Source organism: Bradyrhizobium sp. UFLA06-06 (genome assembly GCF_054820065.1).
Window position 1 is genome coordinate 1 of sequence record NZ_JADFUD010000020.1, and the last position, 24,738, is coordinate 24,738.

At 65.0% G+C, this 24,738-nt stretch carries 24 protein-coding genes and 1 tRNA gene; 10 read left to right on the forward strand and 15 right to left on the reverse strand.

The features are described 5' to 3' along the window. Window positions 1–290: 290 nt before the first annotated feature. Both IF803_RS18470 and IF803_RS18475 read right to left on the reverse strand, forming a co-directional pair. Window positions 291–367: transfer RNA gene (locus IF803_RS18470), tRNA-Arg, on the reverse strand. Window positions 368–468: 101 nt separating this feature from the next. Then, window positions 469–741, reverse strand: coding sequence for a hypothetical protein (locus IF803_RS18475; RefSeq protein ID WP_304495756.1), 273 nt, complete (start codon window positions 739–741; stop codon window positions 469–471). 212 nt (window positions 742–953) lie between these two features. On the opposite strand from IF803_RS18475, the gene IF803_RS18480 reads away from it, so the two are divergent. Continuing rightward, window positions 954–1,400 (forward strand): hypothetical protein, encoded by a 447-nt coding sequence (locus tag IF803_RS18480; protein WP_304495755.1) that lies wholly within the window; start codon window positions 954–956, stop codon window positions 1,398–1,400. A 48-nt stretch (window positions 1,401–1,448) separates the two neighbouring features. Here IF803_RS18480 and IF803_RS18485 read toward each other — a convergent pair whose 3' ends face one another. Then, complete coding sequence (locus IF803_RS18485; protein WP_304495754.1) at window positions 1,449–3,731, reverse strand: cation:proton antiporter domain-containing protein; 2,283 nt, start codon at window positions 3,729–3,731, stop codon at window positions 1,449–1,451. 218 nt (window positions 3,732–3,949) lie between these two features. Here IF803_RS18485 and IF803_RS18490 point away from each other — a divergent pair, with 218 nt between their 5' ends. Continuing rightward, a complete protein-coding gene (locus IF803_RS18490; RefSeq protein ID WP_256438759.1) occupies window positions 3,950–4,072 on the forward strand; it encodes a hypothetical protein in 123 nt (40 codons plus the stop codon). A gap of 337 nt (window positions 4,073–4,409) precedes the next feature. Here IF803_RS18490 and IF803_RS18495 read toward each other — a convergent pair whose 3' ends face one another. The 4 genes from IF803_RS18495 to IF803_RS18510 form a co-directional block, all read right to left on the reverse strand. Then, window positions 4,410–4,712 (reverse strand): hypothetical protein, encoded by a 303-nt coding sequence (locus IF803_RS18495; protein ID WP_028339231.1) that lies wholly within the window; start codon window positions 4,710–4,712, stop codon window positions 4,410–4,412. A 13-nt stretch (window positions 4,713–4,725) separates the two neighbouring features. After that, window positions 4,726–4,944, reverse strand: a complete 219-nt coding sequence (locus IF803_RS18500) for a hypothetical protein (protein WP_253589996.1) — start codon at window positions 4,942–4,944, stop codon at window positions 4,726–4,728. A gap of 74 nt (window positions 4,945–5,018) precedes the next feature. Then, the gene (locus IF803_RS18505) at window positions 5,019–5,246 is read right to left on the reverse strand and encodes a hypothetical protein (RefSeq protein ID WP_028339229.1); all 228 of its coding nucleotides are present in this window, start codon (window positions 5,244–5,246) and stop codon (window positions 5,019–5,021) included. Window positions 5,247–5,336: 90 nt separating this feature from the next. Further along, window positions 5,337–6,158: an AraC family transcriptional regulator gene (locus tag IF803_RS18510; RefSeq protein ID WP_461193030.1), complete on the reverse strand. Its 822-nt coding sequence runs from the start codon at window positions 6,156–6,158 to the stop codon at window positions 5,337–5,339. Between the two features lie 114 nt (window positions 6,159–6,272). Here IF803_RS18510 and IF803_RS18515 point away from each other — a divergent pair, with 114 nt between their 5' ends. Beyond that, the gene (locus IF803_RS18515; protein WP_461193031.1) at window positions 6,273–7,223 is read left to right on the forward strand and encodes an MFS transporter; all 951 of its coding nucleotides are present in this window, start codon (window positions 6,273–6,275) and stop codon (window positions 7,221–7,223) included. Then, window positions 7,154–7,738, forward strand: a complete 585-nt coding sequence (locus IF803_RS18520) for a hypothetical protein (protein WP_461193032.1) — start codon at window positions 7,154–7,156, stop codon at window positions 7,736–7,738. The genes IF803_RS18515 and IF803_RS18520 overlap by 70 nt, the downstream gene beginning before the upstream one ends. Window positions 7,739–7,767: 29 nt before the next feature. On the opposite strand, the gene IF803_RS18525 is transcribed toward IF803_RS18520, so the two are convergent. After that, window positions 7,768–8,595, reverse strand: a complete 828-nt coding sequence (locus IF803_RS18525) for a YkgJ family cysteine cluster protein (protein ID WP_461193033.1) — start codon at window positions 8,593–8,595, stop codon at window positions 7,768–7,770. Between the two features lie 541 nt (window positions 8,596–9,136). Here IF803_RS18525 and IF803_RS18530 point away from each other — a divergent pair. Further along, a complete protein-coding gene (locus IF803_RS18530) occupies window positions 9,137–10,009 on the forward strand; it encodes a DMT family transporter (RefSeq protein WP_461193034.1) in 873 nt (290 codons plus the stop codon). Here the strand turns inward: IF803_RS18530 and IF803_RS18535 are convergent. Next, window positions 10,006–11,469: a cryptochrome/photolyase family protein gene (locus IF803_RS18535; protein ID WP_461193035.1), complete on the reverse strand. Its 1,464-nt coding sequence runs from the start codon at window positions 11,467–11,469 to the stop codon at window positions 10,006–10,008. The genes IF803_RS18530 and IF803_RS18535 overlap by 4 nt on opposite strands. A gap of 21 nt (window positions 11,470–11,490) precedes the next feature. Next, entirely contained in the window at window positions 11,491–12,150 is a 660-nt protein-coding gene (locus IF803_RS18540) for a peroxiredoxin (RefSeq protein ID WP_016844449.1), read from the reverse strand. A 387-nt stretch (window positions 12,151–12,537) separates the two neighbouring features. On the opposite strand from IF803_RS18540, the gene IF803_RS18545 reads away from it, so the two are divergent. Next, window positions 12,538–13,119, forward strand: coding sequence for a hypothetical protein (locus tag IF803_RS18545; protein ID WP_026192875.1), 582 nt, complete (start codon window positions 12,538–12,540; stop codon window positions 13,117–13,119). Between the two features lie 43 nt (window positions 13,120–13,162). Here the strand turns inward: IF803_RS18545 and IF803_RS18550 are convergent, their stop codons facing one another. From IF803_RS18550 to IF803_RS18570, 5 genes are all read right to left on the reverse strand, one after another. After that, the gene (locus IF803_RS18550) at window positions 13,163–15,004 is read right to left on the reverse strand and encodes an alkaline phosphatase family protein (RefSeq protein WP_461193036.1); all 1,842 of its coding nucleotides are present in this window, start codon (window positions 15,002–15,004) and stop codon (window positions 13,163–13,165) included. A gap of 139 nt (window positions 15,005–15,143) precedes the next feature. Next, on the reverse strand, window positions 15,144–18,368 hold the full coding sequence (locus IF803_RS18555; RefSeq protein WP_304495746.1) for an efflux RND transporter permease subunit: 3,225 nt from the start codon (window positions 18,366–18,368) through the stop codon (window positions 15,144–15,146). After that, entirely contained in the window at window positions 18,361–19,581 is a 1,221-nt protein-coding gene (locus IF803_RS18560; RefSeq protein ID WP_461193037.1) for an efflux RND transporter periplasmic adaptor subunit, read from the reverse strand. Before IF803_RS18560 ends, IF803_RS18555 begins: the two co-directional genes overlap by 8 nt. A 113-nt stretch (window positions 19,582–19,694) precedes the next feature. Then, a complete protein-coding gene (locus IF803_RS18565; protein WP_028339219.1) occupies window positions 19,695–20,069 on the reverse strand; it encodes a hypothetical protein in 375 nt (124 codons plus the stop codon). Between the two features lie 74 nt (window positions 20,070–20,143). Then, complete coding sequence (locus IF803_RS18570) at window positions 20,144–20,371, reverse strand: hypothetical protein (protein WP_411782818.1); 228 nt, start codon at window positions 20,369–20,371, stop codon at window positions 20,144–20,146. 94 nt (window positions 20,372–20,465) lie between these two features. On the opposite strand from IF803_RS18570, the gene IF803_RS18575 reads away from it, so the two are divergent. The 4 genes from IF803_RS18575 (at window position 20,466) to IF803_RS18590 (ending at window position 24,721) form a co-directional block, all read left to right on the forward strand. Next, window positions 20,466–20,960, forward strand: coding sequence for an ArsI/CadI family heavy metal resistance metalloenzyme (locus tag IF803_RS18575; protein WP_411782819.1), 495 nt, complete (start codon window positions 20,466–20,468; stop codon window positions 20,958–20,960). Between the two features lie 125 nt (window positions 20,961–21,085). Then, window positions 21,086–23,788 (forward strand): bifunctional diguanylate cyclase/phosphodiesterase, encoded by a 2,703-nt coding sequence (locus IF803_RS18580; RefSeq protein WP_461193038.1) that lies wholly within the window; start codon window positions 21,086–21,088, stop codon window positions 23,786–23,788. A gap of 81 nt (window positions 23,789–23,869) precedes the next feature. Next, complete coding sequence (locus tag IF803_RS18585) at window positions 23,870–24,319, forward strand: PPC domain-containing DNA-binding protein (RefSeq protein WP_461193039.1); 450 nt, start codon at window positions 23,870–23,872, stop codon at window positions 24,317–24,319. 105 nt (window positions 24,320–24,424) lie between these two features. Further along, the gene (locus IF803_RS18590; RefSeq protein WP_038385833.1) at window positions 24,425–24,721 is read left to right on the forward strand and encodes a septal ring lytic transglycosylase RlpA family protein; all 297 of its coding nucleotides are present in this window, start codon (window positions 24,425–24,427) and stop codon (window positions 24,719–24,721) included. Window positions 24,722–24,738: the final 17 nt, after the last annotated feature.

A 24,738-nucleotide genomic window follows, 5' to 3' on the forward strand; every position in this document is an offset into this window, starting at 1 on the left:
GACGCCTTCACCTCCGAGGAATGTGCCAACTACCTCAAAAATTCAGGCTATCGAACTTAATGCCATCACGCTTTAGCCAGAACGAGGTCGGTTCAGTTGCGCCCGGCGCCTAGGCAAAACGCGAACGGAGGATGAACCGCCGTGTTGCGCCCGTGTTGCGCGGAACGATTTGCAGTGGTTGGTAACGCGTTGATTTTGTTCAGAGCGAGTTGAGCTGGCTCGCAACACGAAAACGATCATTCAGAACGAAATGAGCGCGGCTTAAATTATTGATCTATCGGTAAAATCGTTGGCGCGCTCGGAGAGATTCGAACTCCCGACCCTCGGAATCGAAATCCGATGCTCTATCCAGCTGAGCTACGAGCGCGTTGCGGGTCGATTATCAGACTTGGGCGGGGAGGGCCAGCAGCCACGGAGCGCGGCATCCGGCAGTGCCGGCGCGTTCCGCCGGCCCTCTCCTTGAAGCCGTCAGAAGCAGGGATGCCGGCGGTGGTCCTGGCCGATATAGGCGGCCGCGCTCTGATAGCACTTGTTGCGCGCGGGGCCGTCGTAATAGGCGAAGCTGCCGGCAGTCGGGCCGGGGCCGTAATTGTGCAGATAGCTGATGTGGTAGGGCAGGCCCGAATGCGCGTGGTGGTGATGCCGGTGGTGGCGCGGATGGGCCGTGAGGTCGGCCGCGACCGCCGGGGTCAGGGCCATCACGGCCAGAGCGAGGGCGGCGAAAAGCTTGGTCTTGGTCATGGACGGCCTCCGGGCATTTACGGGAATCGGCATTCTGGGCCGCCCCAACGCCCATTTAACCCGGAATCGGGGCCAAAAGCTGCGGGAAATCAGCCACAGCGCGCCAAATTTTGCCTTTTTGCGGATGCTTAACGGATTGCCAACACAGTCCGGCCAGAGTCTTGCGGTCAGGTCCGCCCGGGCCCGGCCTTTCCCGCGGTTTCGAACGATCCATGCGCATCACGCCCCTTGTCGCCTTGCTGCTCTCGGTTCTGGCCGCGACGCCCGCGCGGGCGGTGCTGCACATCACGCGCGACCATGGCGGCTATGTCGAGGAGTACAAGGCCAAGTACAAGCAGATCCGCGAGCGCCGCGAGCGCGTCGTGATCGACGGCATCTGCAACTCGGCCTGCACGCTGGTGTTCGGCATCGTGCCGCTGAACAAGATCTGCGTCACGCCGCGGGCCAGCATCGGCTTCCACCAGGCCTATTACGACAAGGCCTTCACCTTCGGCATCAAGGTCACCAGCCTCGAGGGCACCTCCGACCTGATGTCCTACTACCCCGATACGGTGAAGGAGTGGATCCGCCGCAATGGCGGGCTCACCACCGAGATGAAGAAGATCAAGAACGGGGTCGATCTCTGGAAGATCGTCGATCCCTGTCCGGAAGAGTGGTAGACGCGGACGCTCTCGCGCGCCCCGAACTTCCTTGCTCAGATGTTTGTTTCAAGTCTTGGGGTCCCAGGTCTTGGGCCTGACGTCGCCGTCCGACACCAGCAGGACGGACGCCTTCGACTTGCCGAGCACGGCCGCGGCGATGCTGCCGAAATTCAGGCTGTCGCCCTGGATGCGGTCGACGCCGATCACGACAAGGTCGGCCCGGCTTGACGCGATCTCCTGCAGGATCGCGACCTCAGGTGCAGTATTGGTGCGTAGCCGCGTCGTCACGTTGATGTCATAGCGCGCCGCGGTCGCCGCGATGTCCTTCAGGATCGCTTCCTCATGCGCCAGCGACATGCTGGGGCTGGTACGGCGGGCGCCCTTGTCGCGCGTGGTCGAGACGTAAACCACCTGCAGCGGCTCGCTCGAGAGGCGCGCCAGCGCGATCGCGACCTCGGCGCCGCGCCGCGAGACGTTGCTGCCCGAAACCGGCACCAGGATCTTCCGCGCATTCGCCGTCGGCTCCTTCTCGTGCACGCCCTTGGCGGCCGCGATCGCCAGCGGGCCGTCGAAGCCGGAGGTGAGGTCGTCGAGCCGCCTGTCGAAGCCGCCATCGGGGCCGGCAACCGCGTCCATGCCGACCACCAGCAGGTCGAAGCCCTTTCTGGCTTCCTCGGCGATCGCCTCCGCCGCCGTCTCCTCGCGGGCGCGGCTGATGACGTCGACATTGCCGCCGCCGCCGCCCGCATCGGCTTCGGCGCTCGCCTTGGCGGCGTTGATGACCGCCGCCTCGGGGCTCTCTGCATCGGCGCGGTTCTGCTCCTGCAGCTTGGCGTTGGCGCCGACATGCAGCACCGTGATCGGCAGACCGCGCCCGCCGGCGAGCTGGCCGGCGAGATGCGCGGCGAATGTCGCATTGCTGCTTTCATCGACCGCGAGCAGCAGCCGCTCGAGATTGGCGACGAAGCCGCGCTGCTCATATTCCTCGCGCTCCAGCCGCTCCTTTTCGTCCTTGCCGAGCGGCAGCCGCGCCAGCGCGCTGCGCAGCATCGGCGGCATCGCCATCGTGGTCAGGATCGCCATGGCCACGATCATCGAGTACATGGTCTGGCTCAACATCCCCATCGACAGGCCGATGGTGGCGATGATCACCTCGGTCGAGCCGCGTGCATTCATGCCGCTCGCCAGCGCATAGGATTCCGGCCGAGTCAGCCCGCCCAGCGCGCCGCCGACAAAGGCGCCGCCGAACTTGCCGATGCTCGCGATCAGGACCAGCGCCGCGGTCAGCCCCAGCACCGACGGATCTTTCAGCACCGTGAGGTCAGCGCTGAGGCCGGCGAGCCCGAAGAACACCGGCATGAACAGGCTCGAGATCAGCCCGCGCAGCCGCTCGTCGATCCGCCGGGTCAGGATCGGGGATTCCCCGACCAGCACGCCGGCGATGAAGGCGCCGAGCACGGTGTGCACGCCGATCAGGTGCGTGATCATCGCCATCCCGCACATCAACATCAGGATCACGGTGATCACCGCCGCCGAAGAGACCAGATGGTCGTTGGCCCAGCGGATCAGCCGGAACACCAGCCGCCGGCCGATCGTGAAGCTGACCGCGAGGAAGGCCAGTGTGCCGAACAGCGCCTGCGCGACCGAGAGCAGGTCGAGGCTGCCGCGCGAGGCGAGGCTGAAGATGACGGCGATGATGATCCAGCCGAGGGTGTCGTCGATGATCGCGCTGGCGACGATGATCTGGCCGACATTGCGGCGCATGAAGTTCATTTCGCGCACCACGACGGCCACGATCTTCACCGAGGAGATCGACAGCGCCGTGCCGAGAAACAGCGATGCGATCAGCCGCGCTTCTGGATGCGGCAGCAGGCCGTCGGGGAGGAATTCGCCGAGCACGAAGCCGCAGACAAACGGCACCGCGATGCCCGCCACCGAGATCGTGGTCGCGGCGCGGCCGACCTTGCGCACCAGCTTGAGGTCGGTGTCCATGCCCGTCAGCAGCAACAGGAGCAGGATGCCGAACTGCGCAATGCCGTCGATCAGCGCCTTCTGCTCGCCGGATGGCGGAAAGATCACGCTATGCGCCGACGGCCACAGCCAGCCGAACAGCGATGGTCCGAGCAGCAGGCCGCCGAGCAGTTCGCCGATCACGGAGGGCTGGCCGATCCGCTGCATCAATTCGCCGAGGCCGCGCCCGACCGCGATCAGGAGCGCGATCTGGGCGAGCAGAATGAACTCGGATGGCCTGCTCGCCTTGTCGCCCTCGGCGTCGGCTGCCGTGATACTCACGAGCAGGATGACGGTCGCCCAAATTGCCGGTTGAAGCCGCCCCCAGCGGATCACCATGGCATCTCCGATTTCCAATTCCGGCGCGGCCCGGTCCGCTTGCCGCATGCGGTCAACGCCCGGGTTCCGAAAGTGATCCACTGGGTCAGATTTTGGAACGGAGGCACCGGCGGTTCGTTTCGCTCATGATGCGTTCATCCTGGTGATGCGAATGTCTCCATGAGCGAGCCTGGCCGCCGAAGCGGCTGCGGCTCAGCTCGCGCGAACGGGAGGCTGCGATGGCAACCAGATCCAATCTTTCGAAGGCTGAACTCGCGCGTAGCGTTGCCGGCGCCACATCGGCATTGGTGCTTAGCGCGCTCGTCCTGTTCGTCGCCGCGCATCACCTGAGCGGCGGATAGGCAGGCGGCGCGTGCCGCGCCGATCCATCAAAGCAGGAAGGTCCCGATCAGGAGGCCGGCCGCAAATGCCCAAAGCCCGAGGGTGCAGGCCGATATGACGCGGACGAGATTGCGCAGATCCACGTCCTGCCAGCTGCTATGGGACCGATACGTCAATTGCAGGCACCCCCTGCGGTGGCCGCCTTGCTTCCTGGCCCGACAGCCTGTTCCCGATAGGTGCCCAAATGAAGGCAACCAATGGTGGCGCCCGATCACGCATTTGCGAGGCGCCGCCTCAAAGCGCCCGGTATTGCCTTCCGGTATTGTCTTCCTGCCGGCGAAATGATGCCAGTGCGGATCAGGCTGCCCGGCGCTTGCGGGTCCGCGCGGCCTTCTTGGCCGAGCGCGACCGCTCCGCCGCGGGGCGGCTCGCGGCCGCCTTGCCGCCGAGCTTGCCGCCCTTGCGCGACGGCGAGTGATCCTCGCGCGTGCCGCGGCCGGAGCCGCTCTTCTTGCCGCCGTGGGTCTCCTTGTTGACGGTCGCCCATGCGCGCCGCTCGGCTTCGCTGCTCGAAATGCCGCGCTGCTCGTAGCCTTCCTCGATGTGCTCGGCCTGCCGCTTCTGCTTGTCGGTGTAGCTCGACTTGTCGCCTCTGGGCATCGCGCTCTCCTGTCTATTTTGATCGAGACGTCCGCCGGACTTCGGCCGTGTCGTCGTTCGGCTCGACGACCTCGAATCTGGACCGGCTGAAGCGGCCCAATCCGCTGAGCTCGTAATAGCCGTCACGTTCGATATCCCTTGTCACCTCGTAGACGCGCCCGAGCGAGAGCGTGTCCCGCTGCAACGTGTTGTCGACGCAGCGAACGTGAAAAATCTTGCCGGTTTCGGCCATGCGCTCATCCTGAATTGTTGGTCTGGTTCGGCGTTACTTATCGCGCAACGTCGCGATCGCAATCGGTGTGCCGATCACGAAATTTCGTTCGGCAATTTCCATTCGGGCGCCGGCTCGCAGACTTCGCTGTCGCCGGGAATTTGCTTCATGTGATAGCCGGCTGGCAGCACCTGGCCCGGAGCCTCATCCGCGACCGGAACATCGAAGACCAGCCCGGAGACCAGTGCATGTTCCCACGCCTGCTTCTCCGTCGGAAAAGCCTTGTCGATTTGTTTGTCGCGATCGAACAGCGCGTAGGGCATCTGGCATCCTCAAGCATTGGCGGCCCGGCGCAGGCGGCTCGCCTGTCGTTCGCCCGATATGTCGAAAACGTCCGTTGCTGACTGGTGTTCCTAAATTCGCGCGCCAGCCGCAAAGGCCGAGCCGCTACCTTGCATGATATCGCTGAGATATTTCGCCGGTGGCTTGCCGAGCGCCTTCTTGAACATGGTGATGAAGGCTGTGACGGACTCATAGCCCAGTGCGGACGAGACCTGCTGTACGCTCGCGCCGGCGGAGAGCTCGCGCAATGCGACGATCAAATGCAGTTGCTGGCGCCAGCGCCCGAATGTCAGGCCGGTTTCTCTCAGGATGAGACGCGCCAGACTGCTCTCGCTCAGCGCCACGCGTTCGGCCCATTCGGCCATCGTGCGGCGATCGGCCGGATCATCGGCGAGCGCTGCCGCGATCCGTCGCAAGCGTGGCTCGGGCGAGATCGGCAGATGCAGCTGCTGCAGCGGCATGCGCGGCAATTCGCTCAGCAGCAATTGCGCAACGAGCGTCTCGCTGCCGCCGTCGTGCTGCATGCGGTCGGAAAGCTCGATGATCAGCTCGCGCAGCAACGGCGAGATCGACAATGTGCAGCAGCGGTCGGGCAGGTCGGCGGCACCGGGCTCGATGAAGACGAAAAAGATCCGCGCATTGGCGGTTGCGATATTGGTGTGGCGCGTGCCGCCGGGAAGCCAGACGCCGCAATGCGGGGGCACCATCCACAACCCGTTCGGAACGCGGCACATCACGCCGCCGCCGAGCGCAAAGACGAGCTCTCCCTTCCGGTGCGCGTGCTCGGCCGCCTCGGCCTTGTTTTCGGTGACGTCGAGGCGCACGGCGATGGCCGCCGCCGCGACGTCATCCGGATCAAGGTCCGGCCAAGGATAGCGAAGTTGAAAGCCCATAACGGAGCCGGAAACCCGTCGAGTGACCGAATTTAGCGATCGATGGCACAGATATGTAAATTCTTCCGGCAGCCAAGTCGATAGCCTGGCGATGCAAATGGCCAGGAGCATGCGATGACGATGATTGCGCCGATGCGCACGCTGGGCGGGCAGGGGCTGTTGTTGACGGGGATCCTGCTGATCGCCTCGACGCTTCGCGCGCCCATTACCGGCGTGGCGCCGATGCTCGGCATGATCGGTGAGACCAGCGGGATCAGCGCGGCGGAGGCCGGGATCCTGACGACGCTGCCCTTGCTGGCATTCGCGGCGATCTCACCGGTTGCAGCCGTGCTCGGGCGCAAATGGGGCATCGAGCGGTCGCTGTTCGGTGCGTTGCTTGTCATCGCGGGCGGGATCGCGCTGCGCTCGTCCGGTCCGGTCTGGGCGCTGATGGCCTGGGCACCCCAGCTGGGGACGCACGCGGCCCCGACGGTCGAGCCGGCCTCTTCGCCGCATCGCGGGCGCATCTGGCACTCGCTGCTCGCCTGGCAGGTGACCGGCTTCCTCGGCCTGACCTCGCTGGTGTTCTACATCATCGTCGGATGGTTGCCCGCCATCCTCGTGCAGGCAGGTTACCCGGCGGCGACGGCGGGTACGCTGCACGGTGTGCTGCAATTGGCCACCGCGGTCCCCGGCCTGATCCTCGGGCCGATGGTCCGGCGCATGAAGGACCAGCGCGGCATTGCGATTGCCGTGTCGCTTGCGACCTGCGTCTCGCTGCTGGGATTGTGGCAGTTTCCGGCGCTCGCAATGCTGTGGGTCGCGCTGTTCGGCTTCGGGGCGGGCGCAGCCTTCATCCTCGGATTGACATTCGTCAGCCTGCGAACCTCGCACAGCCACCAGGCGGCCGCGCTGTCGGGCATGGCGCAGTGCCTCGGCTACTCGCTCGCCGCTGCGGGCCCGCCGCTTGCCGGACTGGCCCATGATGCGACCGGAGGCTGGGAGGTCGCGCTCGCATGCTGCGCCGTCGCGACGGTGCTGATGGCAGTCCTGGGCGGATCAGCCGGCCGCGCGGCGACAATCTGATTGTCGATCGATGCGGAAATATCGCGAGCCAGATCCGGCTCGCGACAAGGCGTGGCGGCGGCCGGTCGGTTGTCTGCACTGCAGGCCCGCGCTACAGAAGGCGGGAAGCCTCGCAAGCAAGAGCCAAGGGAAAAGTGTCGTTGAGGACATCTGCCAGCACGCGCATCGTGATCGGGTCGACGCTTTTTGCCTTGGCGTCGAGTGCATTCCTTTTTCTGGTTCCTCCGAGTCCGATCGACAGGAACCTGTTGCGTGGTGCCTTCCGTCTTTACAAGGGATATGCGTATCTCATCCCCGTCAAATATGTGGATGGCACGCTCGAGACTGCCCGATTGTACGAAGACGACCGGCTGCTCGGCCCCGCGAACACCGCCCAGCAAGAGATCATCGACAAGGGCGCCGGCCGATTCGCATTTTACCGGGACACCTGGAATTACTTCGGTCCGGCCTTGATGTTCTCGACCAGCGACAATACCGACCCGAACACCAACGGCAGGAAGTATCACCTCAGATGACGAACTGACCTGCCTGTGTCCGGCTGTCGTCACGTCGTGCGTATCACGCCCAGTTCCTTCGACCGTTGGAGAAGAGCCGGCCGGTAAGGCGGGGAGGGATCGTCGTCGTCAGGGATGGCGCAATGGCCGAACTCCTGCTGGATGCGCTGGATCTCCATGACCCGATCGTTCAACCGCTGCAGATGCTCAAGCGATGTTGCCTTCCAGTAGCGGAAGGTATCGAACGTAATCGGCACGAAGGCGGTGCCGAACAGCGTTGGATCGGGCACGATGGTCCGCCCGAGCAGCAGGTAGCGGTCCTGACCGACGATGACGAGGGTGGCATACGGCCGCCCTTCACTTACCCTGAGGCCCTTCAACGAAAGTTCGCACAGCTTGCTGAAATAGGGTTCCTCGCGCCAGCGGTCGGGATCATCGAGGTCAACCTGCACATTCAGCGCGTCGAGCCCGAAATGCGGCACCATGCCCGCGGTCTCGGGAAACCAATCGTCATCGAGGTGGCCTTGCAGCCAGGCACAGCTGAATGACCGGCACTGCCGGGGACGCTCGTGGTAGATCTCGCATCCGCCGCCCGCCAGGATGTGGTTGCAGACCGTATTCATCGGCTTGCGGAGATCGGTCACCTCAAGCACCTTGCAGCAGAGGGTGCATGATCCACACTGCCTGACCGTCGGAGCCACGGGAAAGCCGAGGGCCCACGACCCTTGTCGTTCGCGGAGGAGCAGCTTCTGCTTCTCCAACGTGCTCAGTGCACGCTCGACCTTGAGGCGCGACAATCTGGTCACGCCGATAATATCTTTCGTCGTCGTCGCGCCGCTCTCGACCGCCCGAACGACGACCAACGCCACTTCATCCATTGTTTTTCTTCTTGTCCGGCTCGTGGCCGGCTCTTCTTGTGCAGTGTTTTTGGCCGCCGGTATTCGGCGACGGCAAATCCTTGTGTTGTCCGGAACGCGCCGCGACGGATGGCTGCGACATTGCTCGGAGAGCGTATCCGCGAGGACGAGATGCCGCATCCGACAAACGCGCATGGCATCCCCGAGGACAAATAGTTGTGATTGCAGCGACAGGCGTTGGGTCCGCGAGCGTCTGCAAGGTCAGAGTGGTCTCGTGTCATCGGCAATGTCGCGAGAATGCGAATGTGTGGCTAGCAGACCGTGCAACACGTTCAGTGTCGTCCCTGCGAAAGCAGGGACCCATAACCACCGATGGTTATCGTTGAAGGCCGCTGGAACGACGAGTCCCTTTCACAACATCCGCCGCGGAGTATGGGTCCCTGCTTTCGCAGGGACGACACTGTGGGTGAGGCGCCACCTGCTTACAGCCGCGGGCTCGCCCGCCACCCTCGTTAAATTCGCGATTGCTGGCTGCCTCATCTTCAGGCAATGACGGCCTGCAATGAACAAGAGCTTCGAGGAAACTGCCGCTCGTCTGGCGCCGGCGATCTTTGTCGTGCTGTGGAGCACCGGATTCATCGGCACCAAATACGTCATCAACAATGCGGAGCCGCTGACCTATCTGGCGATCCGGATGACGTTCGTGGTTGTGGTGATGGCGGTCATCGCCGCGATCGCGCGGCCGAACTGGCCGGACCGGACAGGCATCTTCCACAGCGCGGTCGCCGGCATCCTGGTGCACGGCTTCTATCTCGGCGGCACCGCGATTGCGATCGCGCATTCGGTTCCGGCCGGGCTGTCGGCCTTGATCCCGGGCCTGCAGCCGATCCTGACCTCGACCATTGCCAACCGCTGGCTGGGCGAGCGCGTCACGCCGCTGCAATGGGGCGGGCTGGTGCTCGGCCTCGCCGGCGTCGTCTTGATCCTGCACAACCGGCCGATGACGGGCGAGGCGGGGTGGGGCTGGCTCGCCTCCGGCGTCTCGCTGATCAGCATCACCTTGGGCACGCTCTATCAACGGCGCTATTGCAACCGGATCGACTGGCGCGCCGGCAATCTGGTGCAGTACATCGCGGTGACGATCTTCTTCGGCATCGGCGCCTTTGTGTTCGAGACCAATGTCGTGCATTGGACCGGCGAGTTCGTGCTGGCGCTGGCCTGGCTGGTGTTCGCACTGTCGATCGGCTCGATCGGGCTGTTGTACTGGCTGATCCGTCACCACGCCGCGACCTCGGTCGCGAGCCTGTTCTATCTGGTGCCGGCGGTGACCGCGCTGATGGCCTACATCCTGTTCGACGAGCGACTGGATCATGTCGCCATTGCCGGCATGGCCGCCTGCGCCGCGGCGGTGCTGCTGGTCAATCGCCGCGCTTAATTCTTGCCGCGGATCTTGGCATAGGCCGCGAGCGCGCGTTCGCGGGCCTCTTTGTGATCGACGATCGGCGGCGGGTAGGTCTTGCCGAGTTCGATGCCGGCGCTCGCCAGCTCGATCGGTGTTGCTGACCAGGGCTGGTGGATCAGGTCGTTGGAGAGCTGCGCGAGCTCCGGCACCCAGCGCCTGACATAGCCGCCGTCGGGATCGAATTTCTCGCCCTGCAGGACCGGATTGAAGACACGGAAATAGGGCGCAGCGTCGGCGCCGCAGCCCGCGACCCATTGCCAGTTCGCCGGATTGGAGCCGGCATCGGCATCGACCAGCGTATCCCAGAACCAATGTTCGCCGGCGCGCCAGTCGATCAGGAGGTGCTTGACCAGGAACGAGGCCGCCACCATCCGCACCCGGTTGTGCATCACGCCGCTGTGCCAGAGCTCGCGCATACCGGCATCGACGATCGGATAGCCGGTGAGTCCGCGCTGCCAGGCCTTCAGCGCGCGGGCGTCGCGCTTCCACGGGAAGGCATTGAAGTGCTCCTGCAGGTTGCGCTGCGCCAGGTCGGGGATGTCGAACAGCAGATGGCGGCAGAATTCGCGCCAGCCGAGCTCGCTGAGGAACTTGTCGATGTCGCCGGCAAGGCGCGAGTCTTCGGCGGCGGCGAAGCGTGCCGCATGCCAGACCTGCCGCGGGCTGATCTCGCCGAAGCGCAGATGCGGCGACAGGCGCGAGGTGCCGTCGCGGTCGGGCCGGTCGCGGTCGCCGGCGTAGCCGCTGATCCGCTCATCGAGGAATCGCTTCAGCCGCGCCTGCGCCGCGACTTCACCGGGTGTCCAGGTCTCGCGCAGGCCGCCGGCCCAATCCGGCCGGTCAGGCTCGAGCTTCCAATCGCCGAGGGGGTCGCTCGCGATGCCGCGGATGGATGTAAGCTTCTTCGGCGCCGGCAACGGCTTTGGCGGATCGCCGAGGCCTTGGACGCGCCGCCAGAACGGCGTGAACACGCGCAAGGCCCGGTTGTCCTTGTTGCGGATCGCCTTGGGATCGACGAGCAGGTCGCCGGGAAAAATCCGCCAAGCGATGCCGTCAGTTGCGAGCGCGGATTCGAGGTCTGCGGCAATCGCCTGATGCGGTGCCTGCGCGATGTCGTTCCAGAACACGGCGCCCGCGTTGATTTCGCGCGCCAGTGTGGCGATCACGGAGGCGGCCGGTCCGGTGCGCAGCACCAGCGTGCCGCCGATCGCCTTGAGGCTCTTGCCGAGTGCACGCAGCGATTGCGCCAGCCACCAGCGCGTCGCGCCCCCAAGGGAGCGTGCGGCTGGAGGTTTCAGGGCACGGCTTTCGTCGTCGCGGACATAGAGACCAACCACGGGTGCGCCGCGGCTGGCTGCTTCGTAGAGGGCCGGGTGATCCGACAGCCGCAGATCGTCACGAAACCAGACGATAACAGGCTGTGCGCGGGCCACCCGGACGCTGCGTGCCGGCCGTTACTTCGGCTGCGGCACGATGCGGATGTAGGGCTTCGGTTCTTTCCAGCCCTGCGGATAGATCGTCTTGGCCTCGTCGTTGCTGACCGAGCCTGCGATGATCACGTCCTCGCCCTGCTTCCAGTCGGCAGGGGTGGCGACGCGGTGCTTGGCGGTGAGTTGCAGCGAGTCGATGACGCGCAGGATCTCCTGGAAGTTCCGACCCGTGGTCATCGGATAGACCAGCACCAGCTTAATCTTCTTGTCGGGGCCGATGATGAAGACGTTGCGGACCGTTTGGTTGTCCGCCGGCGTGCGGGTGAGGGGGTCGCCGGACGTCGAGGCAGGCAGCATCTCATAGAGCTTGGAGACGTTGAAGTCGGTGTCGGCGATCAGCGGATAGTTCGGGGCCGCCCCCTGCGTCTCCAGGATATCCTCGGCCCATTTGGCGTGGCGATCCGCGGGATCGACCGAAAGGCCGATCAGCTTGATGCCGCGCTTGTCGAATTCCGGTTTCAGCTTGGCGAGCGCGCCGAGCTCGGTCGTGCAGACCGGGGTGAAGTCCTTCGGATGGGAGAACAGCAGGGTCCAGCTGTTGCCGATCCAGTCGTGGAACTTGATCTTGCCCTCAGTGGTCTGGGCTTCGAAGTCCGGTGCGGTCGCGCCAATCGGAAGTGTCATGATTTTACCTCATCTCTTTGAAGTCACAGTTGAATTTGTATTTGAGGCTGTCTGTTCCAGTATAGGACGGGATAAGGCTTAAGTGAACGGGTTCTGAAAAAAGTGAAACATTTCTCCTTGAGGGTGGAATTCCAAGCAACTTGTTTTGATCCGGATCCCTGCGGCGAAATATCAGCTGCGGCACAAAGGCTTGGAAATGCCCAGATAATGCCGCTTATCGCCGTCATCACGCCGGCCCCGGCTGCTATAGGACTGAACCGTGACGACGTTTAAATCGACCAAATAGCAACCATCTAAAAATCTCGGAACGCAAGTTCCGAACCATTAACCACTCGTTTACGCCCGCATGGAAAAGCTGGCCTGAGATAGGAATTGAAAGCTCCCACAATGTCTACCCCAAGTACCAAGACCGCTGAGCCGCTCAGCGGTGCGTTGCATCCGTCCTGCCGCAAGACTGCCGCCCATGCGCTCACCATCGTGCGCGACGGCGTGATCACCGGCGAAGGCCCGACCACCAAGGGCCGCATCCATTTTTCCCGGTCACTCGATGCCGATGACGCTGCCTGGTGCGCGCGCATCCTGACGGCGGCCGCGGTCGAGCATCAGCCGGTCAGCCGCGCCGAGATCGAGGCGCTGTTCGCGATCAACGAGGCCGCTGCCGAGCGCAGCGATGGCGGCCGGTTCGACGATCTGCTCGCCAAGGCGATCGCCCATCATGCCGCCTCCGAGTCCGGCCTGCCGGTGCCGCCGCGCACAGTGGCGCTGTCGCCAGACACCGAGATCGATCGCTGGGCGCCGAGGCAGGGCGCCAAGATGGACACGAAGGTCCTGGAGTGGATCGCGGGCCAGATGCGCGGTCAGCGCCGCACCGGCCGCGCGCTGGCGGCGATGGTGGCGACGCTGGTCGGCGCGACTGCGCTGCCGCTCGCGGCGCAGCTCCCCAACGTGTTCGACATCGGGATGATGTAAACCATCATCCCGCGTGACTGGAATTCGAGTAGAGCGGCGGGGATCACTTCCCCGCCGTTTTCTGTTTGCCGCCGGTTTCCTCGAGCCCGAGCGTCCGCCCCGGAAACCCGGCGACGTCGAAATAGCGGGTCGAGAGCACGCGCTGGAATTTCAGCACGGTGCGCAGGCCGTTGGCCGACGCCTTCTTCGACATGATGGTGCCCTCGGCCATCTTCGGCACGATGCCGTTCGGCAGCGCCTCCGACATCACCCGGCCGATCAGGCCGCCATTGTTCGGCGCGCGCAGGCCGAGCAGCTGGGCCGCGGTCATGCCGACATCGGCGTTGCTGACCGGCAGCGGATCGACATAGCCCGCCTTGAAGTCGGGGCCGATCGCCGCGGTGAAGTTGAAGGTGTCGCCACGGCTGAAGCTGCCATGCATGCCCTGGCCCTGGCGCAGCACGGTGTCGGCGATCTGCACCGAGCAGTTGGTCGGGATCTCGCAGCCGCTCGACCAGGAGCGGAAATTGACCACGATCGATGGGTTCGGCGTCACCGCCTTGCCCTTCAGATTGAGGTTCGACATCGGCAGCGTGCCGGGGAAGGTGCCGAGCTTGTCGTCGACAAACAGGCCGCTGACATAGTCCTGCTCGAGCAGCGCCTTGATGACGCGGTCGGCGAGCTTCTTGTCGCGGTTCGGCAGATAGATCAGATCCGAGCCGCCATTGGTCGCGATCACGACGTCAGGCTTGGCCGGATCCTGGCCGAGCACGCCGTTGCCGGCCTTCGGGTGGGCATTGTCGGCGACCTTCGCGTTCTTGTCGTTGGGGTCGAACAGCGGCAGGTCCAGCGCCCTGGCGAGGTCGATCGCCAGAAAGCCCATCGGCAGGAAATCCTTCGGCGTGTCGCTATAGGCGATCTTGGCCGAGGGGCTGGTCTTGCTCTCCTTCGAGATGGTCGAGAAGCCGTGGTCGGAGGAGATCATGATGTTGGTGTCGGCGGAAAGCCCGAGCTCGTCGAGCGCCTTGCGCAGCTGCGCGAGATTGTTGTCGGCGTTCCTGATGCCGGCCATCGAGGTCGGGCCGTTGATGCCGGGGGTGATGGTGTTGAGGCTGTCGCCGGTGTTGTGCTGGCTGCCGTCCGGATCGCGCGACCAGAACACCAGCACGAACGGCTTGTTGCGCGCCTTGAACATCGGCAGCACGACCTTGGTCGCGACGTCGGCCATGTAGGCCTGCTGGGCGACGTTGGCGACGGTGGTGCCGGGCGTCTTGGCGTCGCCGGCCTTGGCGTTGTCGCCGCGGCTCGGGGTCGCGAGCGGCAGGCCGGCCTTGGTCAGGGCTTCCTTCATCTCGTCGGAGAGCGGCACGCCGGTCTTGCCGCCGGTGGAATCGTCGACCACGATCGTGTTCTTGCCGCGATCGGTGTGGTCGAACAGCAGGGTCGGGCCGACCTTGCCGATGGCGGCGGTGCTGAAACCCTGGCCGCGGGCCATCTTCAGCAGCGTCTCCTCGTTGAGGTAGTCGCCGTTGAAGTGATCGTCGACGTCGGCGAGCACCGCGTCGTTCTCGATGAAGGGGACCACGGTGTCGCCGGCGGGCACCGAGGTGTAGCCGGTGTAGATCGTGTTGGAGAAGGTGCCGGTGTCGCCGAGGTAGTGGCCGGTCGACAGCGCCGAGCTGTTCGCCATCGTGAAGGTCGGGAACAGCGAGTGCGAATTCTTGAAGTTGACGCCCTTGTCGCGGATCTCGGCCATGGCCGGCGTCGTCTCCGGCGTCACGATGCCGCCGCGCAGGCCGTCGGGGACGAACAGGATGAGGTTGCGGGGCTTGGCGTTCTGCGCCGAGGCGGCGCCCGCCGAAAGCGCGATCATGCTCGCGGACAGTAAGGTAATGGCACGACGCATAGTGTTATTCCCCCTGATGAAGCCCCGCGGCAGCCCGCCGCAGCCTTCGTTTAGTTTTGCCACATGACAGAAATGTTACAGCGCTTGTTCGGCGCTGTAACGGCCGGATTTTTCCCGCGGATTGCCGGTCAGCACACCGTCATTCCGCAGGTTGAACCGCCGTTCTCTCATTGCGCGCAGCGCTGCCGGCATGCCCGTACCGGGCATAGAGCGCCGGCAGCACGGCAAGCGTCAGCAGGGTCGCGCTGATCAGGCCGCCGATCACGACGGTGGCGAGCGGCTTCTGCACCTCGGCGCCGGTGCCGGTGGCGAACGCCATCGGCACGAAGCCGAGCGAGGCCACCAACGCGGTCATCACCACGGGGCGGAAGCGGGTGAGGGCGCCTTGCTCGATGGCTTCCCGCATCGGCACGCCGCGTTCGCGCAACTGCCGGACGAAGCTCAGCATCACGAGCCCGTTCAGCACCGCAACGCCCGACAGTGCGATGAAGCCGACCGCCGCCGAGATCGAGAACGGCATGCCGCGCAGCCAAAGTGCGGCGATGCCGCCGGTGAGCGCCAGCGGCACCGCGCTGAACACCAGCAGCGCGTCGCGGGCCGAGCCCATCGCCGCCAGCAGCAACAGGAAGATCATCGCAAAACAGGCCGGCACCACGACGGCCAGGCGCTGGCGCGCTGCGGCGAGATTTTCCGACTGGCCGCCCCAAGTCATCCAATAACCCGGCGGCAGCTGCACGGATTGCGCGACTCTTGCCTGGGCTTCCTCGACCACCGAGCCGAGATCGCGGCCGCGAACATTGGCTGTCACCACGATGCGGCGCTTGCCGTTCTCGCGGCTGATCTGGTTCGGCCCCTCGGTGAAGGAAAACTGGGCGACGCGGTTGAGCGGCAAGCTCTGCACCGGCGAACTCGGCGTCGCCTTCGGCAACGCGACCGGCAAATTGCTCAACGCCTCGAGATCGGAGCGCACGCTCTCCGGCAATCGCACCACGATGTCGAAGCTGCGATCGCCCTCGTAGACGACGCCGGCATCCTGACCGCCGACCGCGGCGCCGATCACGTCCTGCACGGCCGAGACGCTGAGGCCGCGCCGGGCGATCGCAGCCTTGTCGACCTTGATCTCGAGCACGGGCAGGCCGCCAGCCTGTTCGACCTTGACGTCGGTCGCGCCGCGCACGCTGCGCAGCGCGGCAGCAATCTGGTTAGCGGCTTTCTGCATCGGCCCGAACTCGTCACCGAACACCTTGACCGCGATATCGCCGCGAACGCCGGCGAGCAGTTCGTTGAAGCGCATCTGGATCGGCTGGGTGAATTCATAGACGTTGCCGGGCAGCCGGCCGACCGCCTTCGAGATGTCCTCGATCAGTTGCTCCTTGGTCAGCGATGGATCCGGCCACTGCTCGCGCGGCTTCAGGATGATGAAGGTGTCGGACGCGTTCGGCGGCATCGGATCGCTCGCCACCTCCGCGGTGCCGGTCTTGGAGAAGACGAATGACACCTGCGGAAAGCGGCTGACGGTCTTCTCGACCGACAGCTGCATCGCCTGCGACTGCGACAGCGCCGTACTCGGAATCCTGAGCGCGTGCATGGCGATGTTCTTCTCGTCGAGCGAGGGGATGAACTCCTGGCCGAGGCGGAAGAACCCGAACAGGGCGGTGGCGAACAGCACGACCGCCACCGCGATGACCGGGATAGGCGTTGCAACCGCGCGCCGGAGCAGCGGGCTGTAGCAGCGCTTCAGCGCCGCAACGAGTCGGTTTTCCTGCTCCTGCACGCGACCGGTGATGCCGATCGCGATCAGCGCCGGAACCAGTGTCAGCGACAGCACGAAGGCGGCGGCGAGCGCGAGGATCACGGTCAGCGCCATCGGCTCGAACATCTTGCCTTCGACGCCGGTGAAGGTCAGCAGCGGCACATAGACCAGGAGGATGATGGCCTGGCCATAGAGGCTCGGCTGGACCATTTCCACGGCGGACGCCCGCACCGTCGCCAGCCGTTCGTCGCGCGTCAGCACGCGGCCAAGCGCATGCTGCTTCTCGGCGAGGTGACGCAGACTGTTCTCGGTGATGATCACGGCGCCGTCGACGATCAGGCCGAAATCCAGCGCGCCGAGGCTCATCAGATTGGCGCTGATCCGGCCCTGCCACATGCCGATCGCCGTCATCAGCATCGCGACCGGGATCACCAGCGCCGTGATCAATGCCGCGCGGAAATTGCCGAGCAGCACGAACAGCACGGCGATCACGAGCAGTGCGCCTTCACTGAGGTTGCGCGCCACGGTGCCGATCGTCGCATCGACCAGCTGAGTGCGATCCAGCACCGTCTTGACCTCGATGCCGGCCGGCAAGGACGGCATGATTGTCCGCAGTTTGGCGTCGACCGCGGCCGACACCGTGCGGCTGTTGGCGCCGATCAGCATCAGGGCCGTGCCGACCACGACCTCGCGGCCGTTCTCGCTGGCGCTGCCGGTGCGCGTCTCGCCGCCGATCGAAAGCGTCGCGAGGTCGCGGATCCGGACCGGGACGCCGCCGCGGGTGGTGACGACGACGGCGCCGAGTTCGTCGATGTTCTCGAGCCGGCCGCCGGAGCGCACGACGAAGCCTTCGCCGTTGCGCTCGATGTAGCGCGCACCGCGGCTGACATTGTTGGTCTCGATCGCCTTGGCAACGTCGGCAAAGGTGAGGCCGAGCGCGATCAGCTTCGCCGCATCGGGATGCACTTGATACTGCTTGAGGTATCCGCCGATCGTGTCGACGCCGGCGACGCCAGGCACCATCTTGATCTGCGGCTTGATGATCCAGTCCTGTACGGTGCGCAGATAAGCGTCCTTCTCGACCTCGCTCTGCAGCATCTGGCCGTCCGCCGTCAGGAAGCGGCCGTCGCTTTGCAGGCCCGGCGCGCCGTCGGCCTGCACCTTCTGCCCGGAATAATGGACGGTCCACATGTAGATTTCGCCAAGGCCGGTCGAGGTCGGGCCGATCCGCGGCTCGATGCCTTGCGGCAGGCGCGCGCGGACTTCGGTCAGGCGCTCGCCGACCTGCTGGCGGGCGAAATAGATGTCGGTGGCCTCGCTGAACACCGCCGTGATCTGCGAGAAGCCGTTGCGGGAGAGCGAGCGCGTGCTCTCGAGACCCGGCGCGCCGGCCAGGGCCGTCTCGATCGGGAAGGTGATCTGCTTCTCGATTTCCGCCGGCGACAGCGCCGGGGCCACGGTGTTGATCTGGACCTGCTTGTTGGTGATGTCGGGCACCGCGTCGATCGGCAGCCTGGACAGCGCAAGGCCGCCGAGGAACATCAGGATCGCCGCCAATGTGACGACCACCCAGCGCCGCTGGATCGCAAGACCAATGATGCGCTCAATCATGGTCGTGCTCCGCCTCGTCCTTCTCGAACTCCGCCTTCAGCGTGAAGGTGTTCTGCACCGCGATGGTCTCGCCGGCTGACAGGCCGGCAACGATCTCGATATCGTCGTCGTCCTCGCGGCCGGTCCGCACCGATCTCGCCTCGAAGCCGTCGGCATCGCGCACGAACAAGGTTGGCGTTCCCTTGATGGTTTGAAGCGCCTTCTTCGAGACGATCACGGTCGACGGCGCACCCGACAGCGGGACCTCCGCGGTGACGAAGGTGCCCGGCTTCCAGCGGTGGTCCTTGTTGGGCATGGTCGCGATCACACGCGCGTTGCGGGTCTCGCGGTCGAGCAGGGGGCTGACGAAGATCACGCCGGCATTGGCTTCATCCTCGGTGCCGATGGCGCGGATTTTCACCGAAACGCCTTCGCGAACCGCGCCGATGTCTTCGGGGGAGACCGCGAGGTCGACCCAGATGTCATCGAGATTGACGATGACATAGAGCTCGCTCTCCTGGCCCTCGCGCCCGATCAATCCGCCGAGGTCGACACGCCGTTCGGACACCCGGCCGCTGATCGGCGCGCGCAAGAACTGCGTCCGCAGGCTTTCCGGGGGCTGGTTCGGCAGATCGGCAATCTCGCTCTCCGAGAGGCCCAGCGCAAACAGCTTCTGCCGGGCGCCGTCGAGCTTGATCTGGGCATCATTCGCGGTCAGCCGCGTCCGCAGGAACTCGTTCTCCGACACGATGCGGGTCTCGACCAGCGTCTTCTGCCGCGCGTAGAGAGTCTGCTGCAGATCGTTGGTGAGCCGCGCGGCGAGGTATTCGCTCTTGGCGTCGGCCACCTCGCGGCTTTCGATCGCGGCGACGATCTCGCCCTTCTCGACGACATCGCCGAGGCGCTTGCGCAGTTCCGTGACCGTCGCAAGCACGCGCACCGAGACCCGGCCGATGTGATCCGCATCGGGGATCAGCGATCCCGGCGCGAGGAAATGCCGCTTCAGCATGCCGCCGCTGGCTTGCGCGAACGTGATGCCGGCTTCGCGAACCTGGTCTTCGCTCAGCTCGATATGTCCGGGGGCCTCGTACCGGGCCTCGGTCTTTGTGTCTGTGGTCGCAGTCTCCTGCGTCGCAGCCGAGAACCTGACCGGCCAGCCGATCCATCCGGCCGCCACAACGACCAGTGCAATGCCGGCGGCCATGCCGGCGAAAAATAGAACAACCCGTTTCATATGCGCCTCTCCACAGCGCAGGCCTATGGCCCTGCGCTGTCGCGACATCGATCTGTGCGGAAGCGTGCGCGCCGCCGAATGGCAGCAGCGCACGGCCGGTCATGTCGACCGGATCAGGCGCGGGGTGGCTTGAAGGGAGAGAGGCGGTCGGCCGAAGCGGGCAGCTCAGTGCTGCTGTGGCCATAGCTATGCGGCGCATAGGCGATCGGGAACGCGGTCTCCTGCGGAGCCACGGACGCGACGTGCGTCAGGCAATGGTCGCCGTGAGGCGAGGCCGGATGCGCCGGAGCCTTGCCGCCGGCGCTGGCGTCGTTGATCGACTGTGCGATCGAGAAGCCGGCAGCCGCGTCGGCATCGCCGTCGGAGGTCCAGCCGTGGAAGAACGACAGCACCAGCGCGAGCGAAATCAGTCCCGCAAGCAGGCTGCGCCAGCGGCGCGATCCCGTTGCGTGAGGAGAAGACTGAATCATGGTGCGCGAAGCGTCCATGGGGCCTACTTAGCGCCGTGCCCGCGCGCATTCAAGTTCGGGTCCGCGACAGATTGGCCGTGGATACTATAACGTTACGCGCGGTTTGCGGTTCGGCGCATCAACCATCGGCGCGCCGCGACGACCGCCCAGATCGCTTCGACGAGGCCGAACGGCCAGGCGCCCTGCAGGAAACCGTAGGCCGAGCCGAGCGCGCAGGAGACAGCGAAGGCCAGGATGAACCAGGGGCTGCGATCTTCGGCCGCATAGCAGACGAGCATCATGGTCACGGCGAATAACCCGAACAGCGTCAGCGCATCCATTCCGCAGCAGAACTCCTGTTGTAACGCTGTTGATATCTGAGCATGCTTGGGATGGAATATCCAGCCAGCGTCGCCGCCCTAAAGGGACTGCACCATGAAGCGCATGCATGTTCACGTCGCCGTCAAGGACATCCCGCAATCGGTCGGCTTCTACTCGGCGCTGTTCGGGGCCGAGCCGACGGTCGTGAAATCCGATTATGCCAAATGGATGCTCGACGATCCCCGCGTCAACTTCGCGATCTCGACCCGCGGCCGCGAACCGGGCCTCGACCATCTCGGCATTCAGGTCGAGAGCGCGGAGGAGCTCGGCGAAGTGTATGGACGGCTGCGCAAGGCCGGCGGCGAGGTCATCGAGCAGGGCCAGACGGTGTGCTGCTATGCCAAGTCCGAGAAGTCGTGGATCGACGATCCCGCGGGGATCGCCTGGGAGACGTTCCATACGACCGGTGAGAGCATCGTCTATGGCGACGGCACCGGCGAGCGGACCGCGCGTGTCGCGCACGAGAAGCAGGAAGACAAACAGAGCGCGTGTTGCGCCCCACAGCCCCAGGCCGCGCCGCCTGGGGCATCGGCTTGCTGCAGCTCGTGAGCATGGAGCGGCCGGGGGGGCCGGTTGCGCGCGAGTCCACGCTGGCCTTAACCGTCCGATAACTGATTTTCCTAACCACCCCTTGGGTTGTGTTCCCGTACAAGGGCATCCACAGGGGCAGGAAAATGTCGGTTGTCTCAACGAGCAGCGTGCCGGAATACCGGCGGCTGTCGATCAAAGGTGTGTTGCGCGCCAGCAGGATGGGCGCCATCCAGTGGCTCGTCCTGAGTGCCGCGCTGCTGGTGCTCGCCATCACGCTTGGCACCGGCTATCTCGCGCTGCAGTTTCGCGAGCGCGCGCTGGAGATGTCCGAGCGCGAGCTCAACAACACCGCGCTGCTGCTGTCGCGGCATTTCGACCAGCAGCTTACCGACCTCCAGCATGTCCACGACGACATCGTGAATTATCTGCGGGCCGAGCAGGTCGAGACCGCCGATCAGTTCGAAAAGAACATGTCGCTCTTGAGCGCGCACGAGATGCTGCGCACGCGGCTGGCGGCGCTGCCGCATGTCGGCGGGCTCAATCTGTTCAACGCCAAGGGATGGCTGATCAACTCATCCGAGATGTGGCCGGTGCCCGATATCAGCGTCGCGGACCGGCGCTATTTCCAGGAGTTCACCTCGGGACGCCCGACCTCGCCTGTGATCGTCGAGCCCGCAATGAGCAAGGTGAGCGGCAACTGGACCACGATCTTTGCGCGCAAGATCACCGGGCGCAACGGCGAGATCATCGGCTTCGCAAGCCGCGGCGTCGAGCCGAGCCATTTCGAGGATTTCGTGGCCTCGCTGGCACTGAGCGGCGACACCGTGATTTCGATGATCCACCGCGACGGCACCATCATCGCACGCTATCCGCAGGATGCCGGCGTGATCGGCCGCAACATCATCAACCTGCCGGTGTTCCAAAAGGTCATCAGCTTTGGCGGCAACACGTCGGGACGGTTCGTTGGTGCTTCAGGCGAAGAGAACGTCGGTGCGGTCAGATCGCTGTCGCATTTTCCAATCCTGATCCTCGCCACCACGAAAACATCAAGCGCGCTGGAGGACTGGCGCGCCCAGACCAAACTCCAATTCTGCGCAGCCGTGCTGGCGGTGCTAATCATCAGCTTCGCGGTCTTTCTGATCGTCCGCCAGCTGCAGCGGCAGCACGATGCGGCAAGCCGCCGGCTGTCCGAGAAGAGCCAGCACCTCGACACCGCGATCAACACCATGACGCAGGGGTTGCTGCTGTTCGATGCCTCCGCGCGGCTCGTGATCTGCAACCAGCAATATATCGACATGTTCGGCCTTTCGCCTGATGTCGCGAGGCCGGGCTGTCATCTGCGCGACCTGATCCTGCATCGCCAGGCGATCGGCTCGTTCGTCGGCGACGTCGATGAGTACTGCGCCCGCTTCACAAACCCGAGGGGTGACGAGGTCCGGGACTCCGTGATCATGACGCCGGACGGTCGCAGCATCCGCCTGATCTACAAGCGTGCGCCCGACGGCGGCTGGGCCACCACGCTCGAGGACGTCACCGATGGACGGCGTGCGCAGGCGCGGATCGAGTATCTCGCGCACTACGACGCGCTGACCAATCTGCCGAACCGGACGCTGTTCCAGCGCCATGCGGAAGGGCTGCTGCTCGAGGCCGCCACGCGCGAGTTCGCCATCCATTACATCGATATCGACGAGTTCAAGCGGATCAACGATACGCTGGGCCATCTGATCGGCGATGAGTTCCTGCGGCGCGTCGCCGAGAAGCTGCGTCTGGCGGTCGGATCGAACGACTTCATCGCGCGGCTCGGCGGCGACGAGTTCGCGATCGTCCAGCACGACATCACCTCGGACGACGACGTCAGCGACCTGGTCGCACGCATCTATCAGTCGCTGCGCACGCCGTTCGACTGCCTCGGCCATCATTTGTCGAGCGACGCCAGCATCGGCATTGCGATCGCCCCGCGCCACGGCTCCGACCTGTTCCGCCTGCTCAAATGTGCCGACCTTGCGATGTACGCCGCCAAGGCGGCGGGCCGAAGGACCCATCGCTTCTTCGATCCGGCGATGGAGGCGCAAGCCAATCTGCGCCGCGCGCTGGAGGCCGATTTACGCACCGCGCTGGCCGAGGGCGGCTTCGAGCTGCACTACCAGCCGCTGGTCGACTTGCGCAGCGACGAGGTGACCGGCTGCGAAGCGTTGCTGCGCTGGCGGCATCCCGTGCGCGGCATGATCTCGCCGGCGGAGTTCATACCGGTTGCCGAGGAGACCGGGCTGATCGAGGAGATCGGGCAGTGGGTGCTGCGCACCGCCTGCATCGAGGCGGCAGCCTGGCCGGCGCATGTGCGCGTCGCGGTCAACGTCTCGCCGATCCAGTTCAAGTCGGAGACGCTGGCGCTGAAGGTTGCGCATGCGCTTGCCGAGAGCGGGCTCGATCCGCGCCGGCTCGAGCTCGAGATCACCGAGGCGGTGCTGATCGCCGACGACGATGCGGCGCTGGTCACGCTCGGCCAGCTCCGCGCGCTCGGTGTCCACATCGCGCTCGACGATTTCGGCACCGGATACTCGTCGCTGCAATACCTGCAGCGCTTCCCGTTCGACAAGATCAAGATCGACCGCAGCTTCGTCAAGGAAGTGACCCGCAACAGCGGCTCGGCCTCGATCATCCGCGCCGTGGTTTCGATCGCAGCCGACCGCAACATGATCACCACAGCCGAGGGCGTCGAGACCGACCAGCAGCGCGACACCGTGCAGATGCTCGGCTGCACGCAGATGCAGGGCTACCTGTTCAGCAGGCCGGTTCCTGCGCGGGACCTGCGGACGCTGCTCGCGGCCGATAGCGTCGCCGCCTGAGCGGCTGCCGATTCGGTCCGTCAGGAACAATCGTCGCCGTCTCCGATTGGGAGTGGAAGCTCTTGAGAGGCGAGGCGGTCCATGAAGAGCAAGCTCGTGTCCGATGCGCCCAGCGCGCAGGTTCACGTCGTCGTGCTCGATAGCGGCGAGGAAGCGTTCGGCGCGCTGACGAAGTTCGCCAATGATGCCAAGGTGACGGCGGCATCGCTCAGCGCGATCGGCGCGTTCGAGCGGGCCACGGTCGGCTGGTTCGATTTCGCATCCAAGAGCTATCGGAAGATCGAGATCGACGAACAGTGCGAGGTGCTGTGCGCGCTCGGCGACATCGCGACCGGCGACGACGGCAAGGCCAGCCTGCACATGCATATCGTGCTCGGACTGTCGGACGGATCGACCCGCGGCGGCCATCTGCTTGCCGGCATCGTCCGCCCGACGCTGGAGGTTGTGGTCACGGAAGCCCCCGCCAGGCTTCGCCGGCGGAAGCGGCCCGAGCTCGGCATCGCCCTGATCGATCCCGCCGCGACCGCCTGACGCTTTCCGTCGAAAAGTTCCTAGAAATCGACATACCGACGCCGGGGCGCGGAACCGAAGCCGTGGAACCGCGTTCCCTTGCGGGGCTCGACCGGCAGGCGATCGATGAAAACCGCAGCAACGTCCGCGGCCATGCTGCTGTTTGCCTCGTGCATGGCAAACGCAGAGAGTGGCCTTGCGTCCTATTATCGTGGCATCGGCAAGAGTGGCGAGATGACCTGCGCGCATCGCAAGCGGCCATTCGGCAGCATGATCACCGTCTCCTATCTGGGAAAATCGATCCGGTGCCGCGTCAATGACCGCGGTCCGTTCGTTCGTGGGCGGATCATCGATGTTTCGACCACCGCGGCCCGCGCGCTCGGCATCCTTCAGCTCGGCGTCGCGCATGTCGTGATCCAGTAGGGCGCGGGCGGCGGCGG

Coding starts and splice junctions, on each gene's coding strand:
- IF803_RS18475 (WP_304495756.1), bottom strand. CDS start 741: ATGACCAAGACCAAGCTTTTCGCCGCCCTCGCTCTGGCCGTGATGGCC.
- IF803_RS18480 (WP_304495755.1), top strand. CDS start 954: ATGCGCATCACGCCCCTTGTCGCCTTGCTGCTCTCGGTTCTGGCCGCG.
- IF803_RS18485 (WP_304495754.1), bottom strand. CDS start 3,731: ATGGTGATCCGCTGGGGGCGGCTTCAACCGGCAATTTGGGCGACCGTC.
- IF803_RS18490 (WP_256438759.1), top strand. CDS start 3,950: ATGGCAACCAGATCCAATCTTTCGAAGGCTGAACTCGCGCGTAGCGTT.
- IF803_RS18495 (WP_028339231.1), bottom strand. CDS start 4,712: ATGCCCAGAGGCGACAAGTCGAGCTACACCGACAAGCAGAAGCGGCAG.
- IF803_RS18500 (WP_253589996.1), bottom strand. CDS start 4,944: ATGGCCGAAACCGGCAAGATTTTTCACGTTCGCTGCGTCGACAACACG.
- IF803_RS18505 (WP_028339229.1), bottom strand. CDS start 5,246: ATGCCCTACGCGCTGTTCGATCGCGACAAACAAATCGACAAGGCTTTT.
- IF803_RS18510 (WP_461193030.1), bottom strand. CDS start 6,158: ATGGGCTTTCAACTTCGCTATCCTTGGCCGGACCTTGATCCGGATGAC.
- IF803_RS18515 (WP_461193031.1), top strand. CDS start 6,273: ATGACGATGATTGCGCCGATGCGCACGCTGGGCGGGCAGGGGCTGTTG.
- IF803_RS18520 (WP_461193032.1), top strand. CDS start 7,154: ATGCTGCGCCGTCGCGACGGTGCTGATGGCAGTCCTGGGCGGATCAGC.
- IF803_RS18525 (WP_461193033.1), bottom strand. CDS start 8,595: ATGGATGAAGTGGCGTTGGTCGTCGTTCGGGCGGTCGAGAGCGGCGCG.
- IF803_RS18530 (WP_461193034.1), top strand. CDS start 9,137: ATGAACAAGAGCTTCGAGGAAACTGCCGCTCGTCTGGCGCCGGCGATC.
- IF803_RS18540 (WP_016844449.1), bottom strand. CDS start 12,150: ATGACACTTCCGATTGGCGCGACCGCACCGGACTTCGAAGCCCAGACC.
- IF803_RS18545 (WP_026192875.1), top strand. CDS start 12,538: ATGTCTACCCCAAGTACCAAGACCGCTGAGCCGCTCAGCGGTGCGTTG.
- IF803_RS18550 (WP_461193036.1), bottom strand. CDS start 15,004: ATGCGTCGTGCCATTACCTTACTGTCCGCGAGCATGATCGCGCTTTCG.
- IF803_RS18555 (WP_304495746.1), bottom strand. CDS start 18,368: ATGATTGAGCGCATCATTGGTCTTGCGATCCAGCGGCGCTGGGTGGTC.
- IF803_RS18560 (WP_461193037.1), bottom strand. CDS start 19,581: ATGAAACGGGTTGTTCTATTTTTCGCCGGCATGGCCGCCGGCATTGCA.
- IF803_RS18565 (WP_028339219.1), bottom strand. CDS start 20,069: ATGGACGCTTCGCGCACCATGATTCAGTCTTCTCCTCACGCAACGGGA.
- IF803_RS18570 (WP_411782818.1), bottom strand. CDS start 20,371: ATGGATGCGCTGACGCTGTTCGGGTTATTCGCCGTGACCATGATGCTC.
- IF803_RS18575 (WP_411782819.1), top strand. CDS start 20,466: ATGAAGCGCATGCATGTTCACGTCGCCGTCAAGGACATCCCGCAATCG.
- IF803_RS18580 (WP_461193038.1), top strand. CDS start 21,086: ATGTCGGTTGTCTCAACGAGCAGCGTGCCGGAATACCGGCGGCTGTCG.
- IF803_RS18585 (WP_461193039.1), top strand. CDS start 23,870: ATGAAGAGCAAGCTCGTGTCCGATGCGCCCAGCGCGCAGGTTCACGTC.
- IF803_RS18590 (WP_038385833.1), top strand. CDS start 24,425: ATGAAAACCGCAGCAACGTCCGCGGCCATGCTGCTGTTTGCCTCGTGC.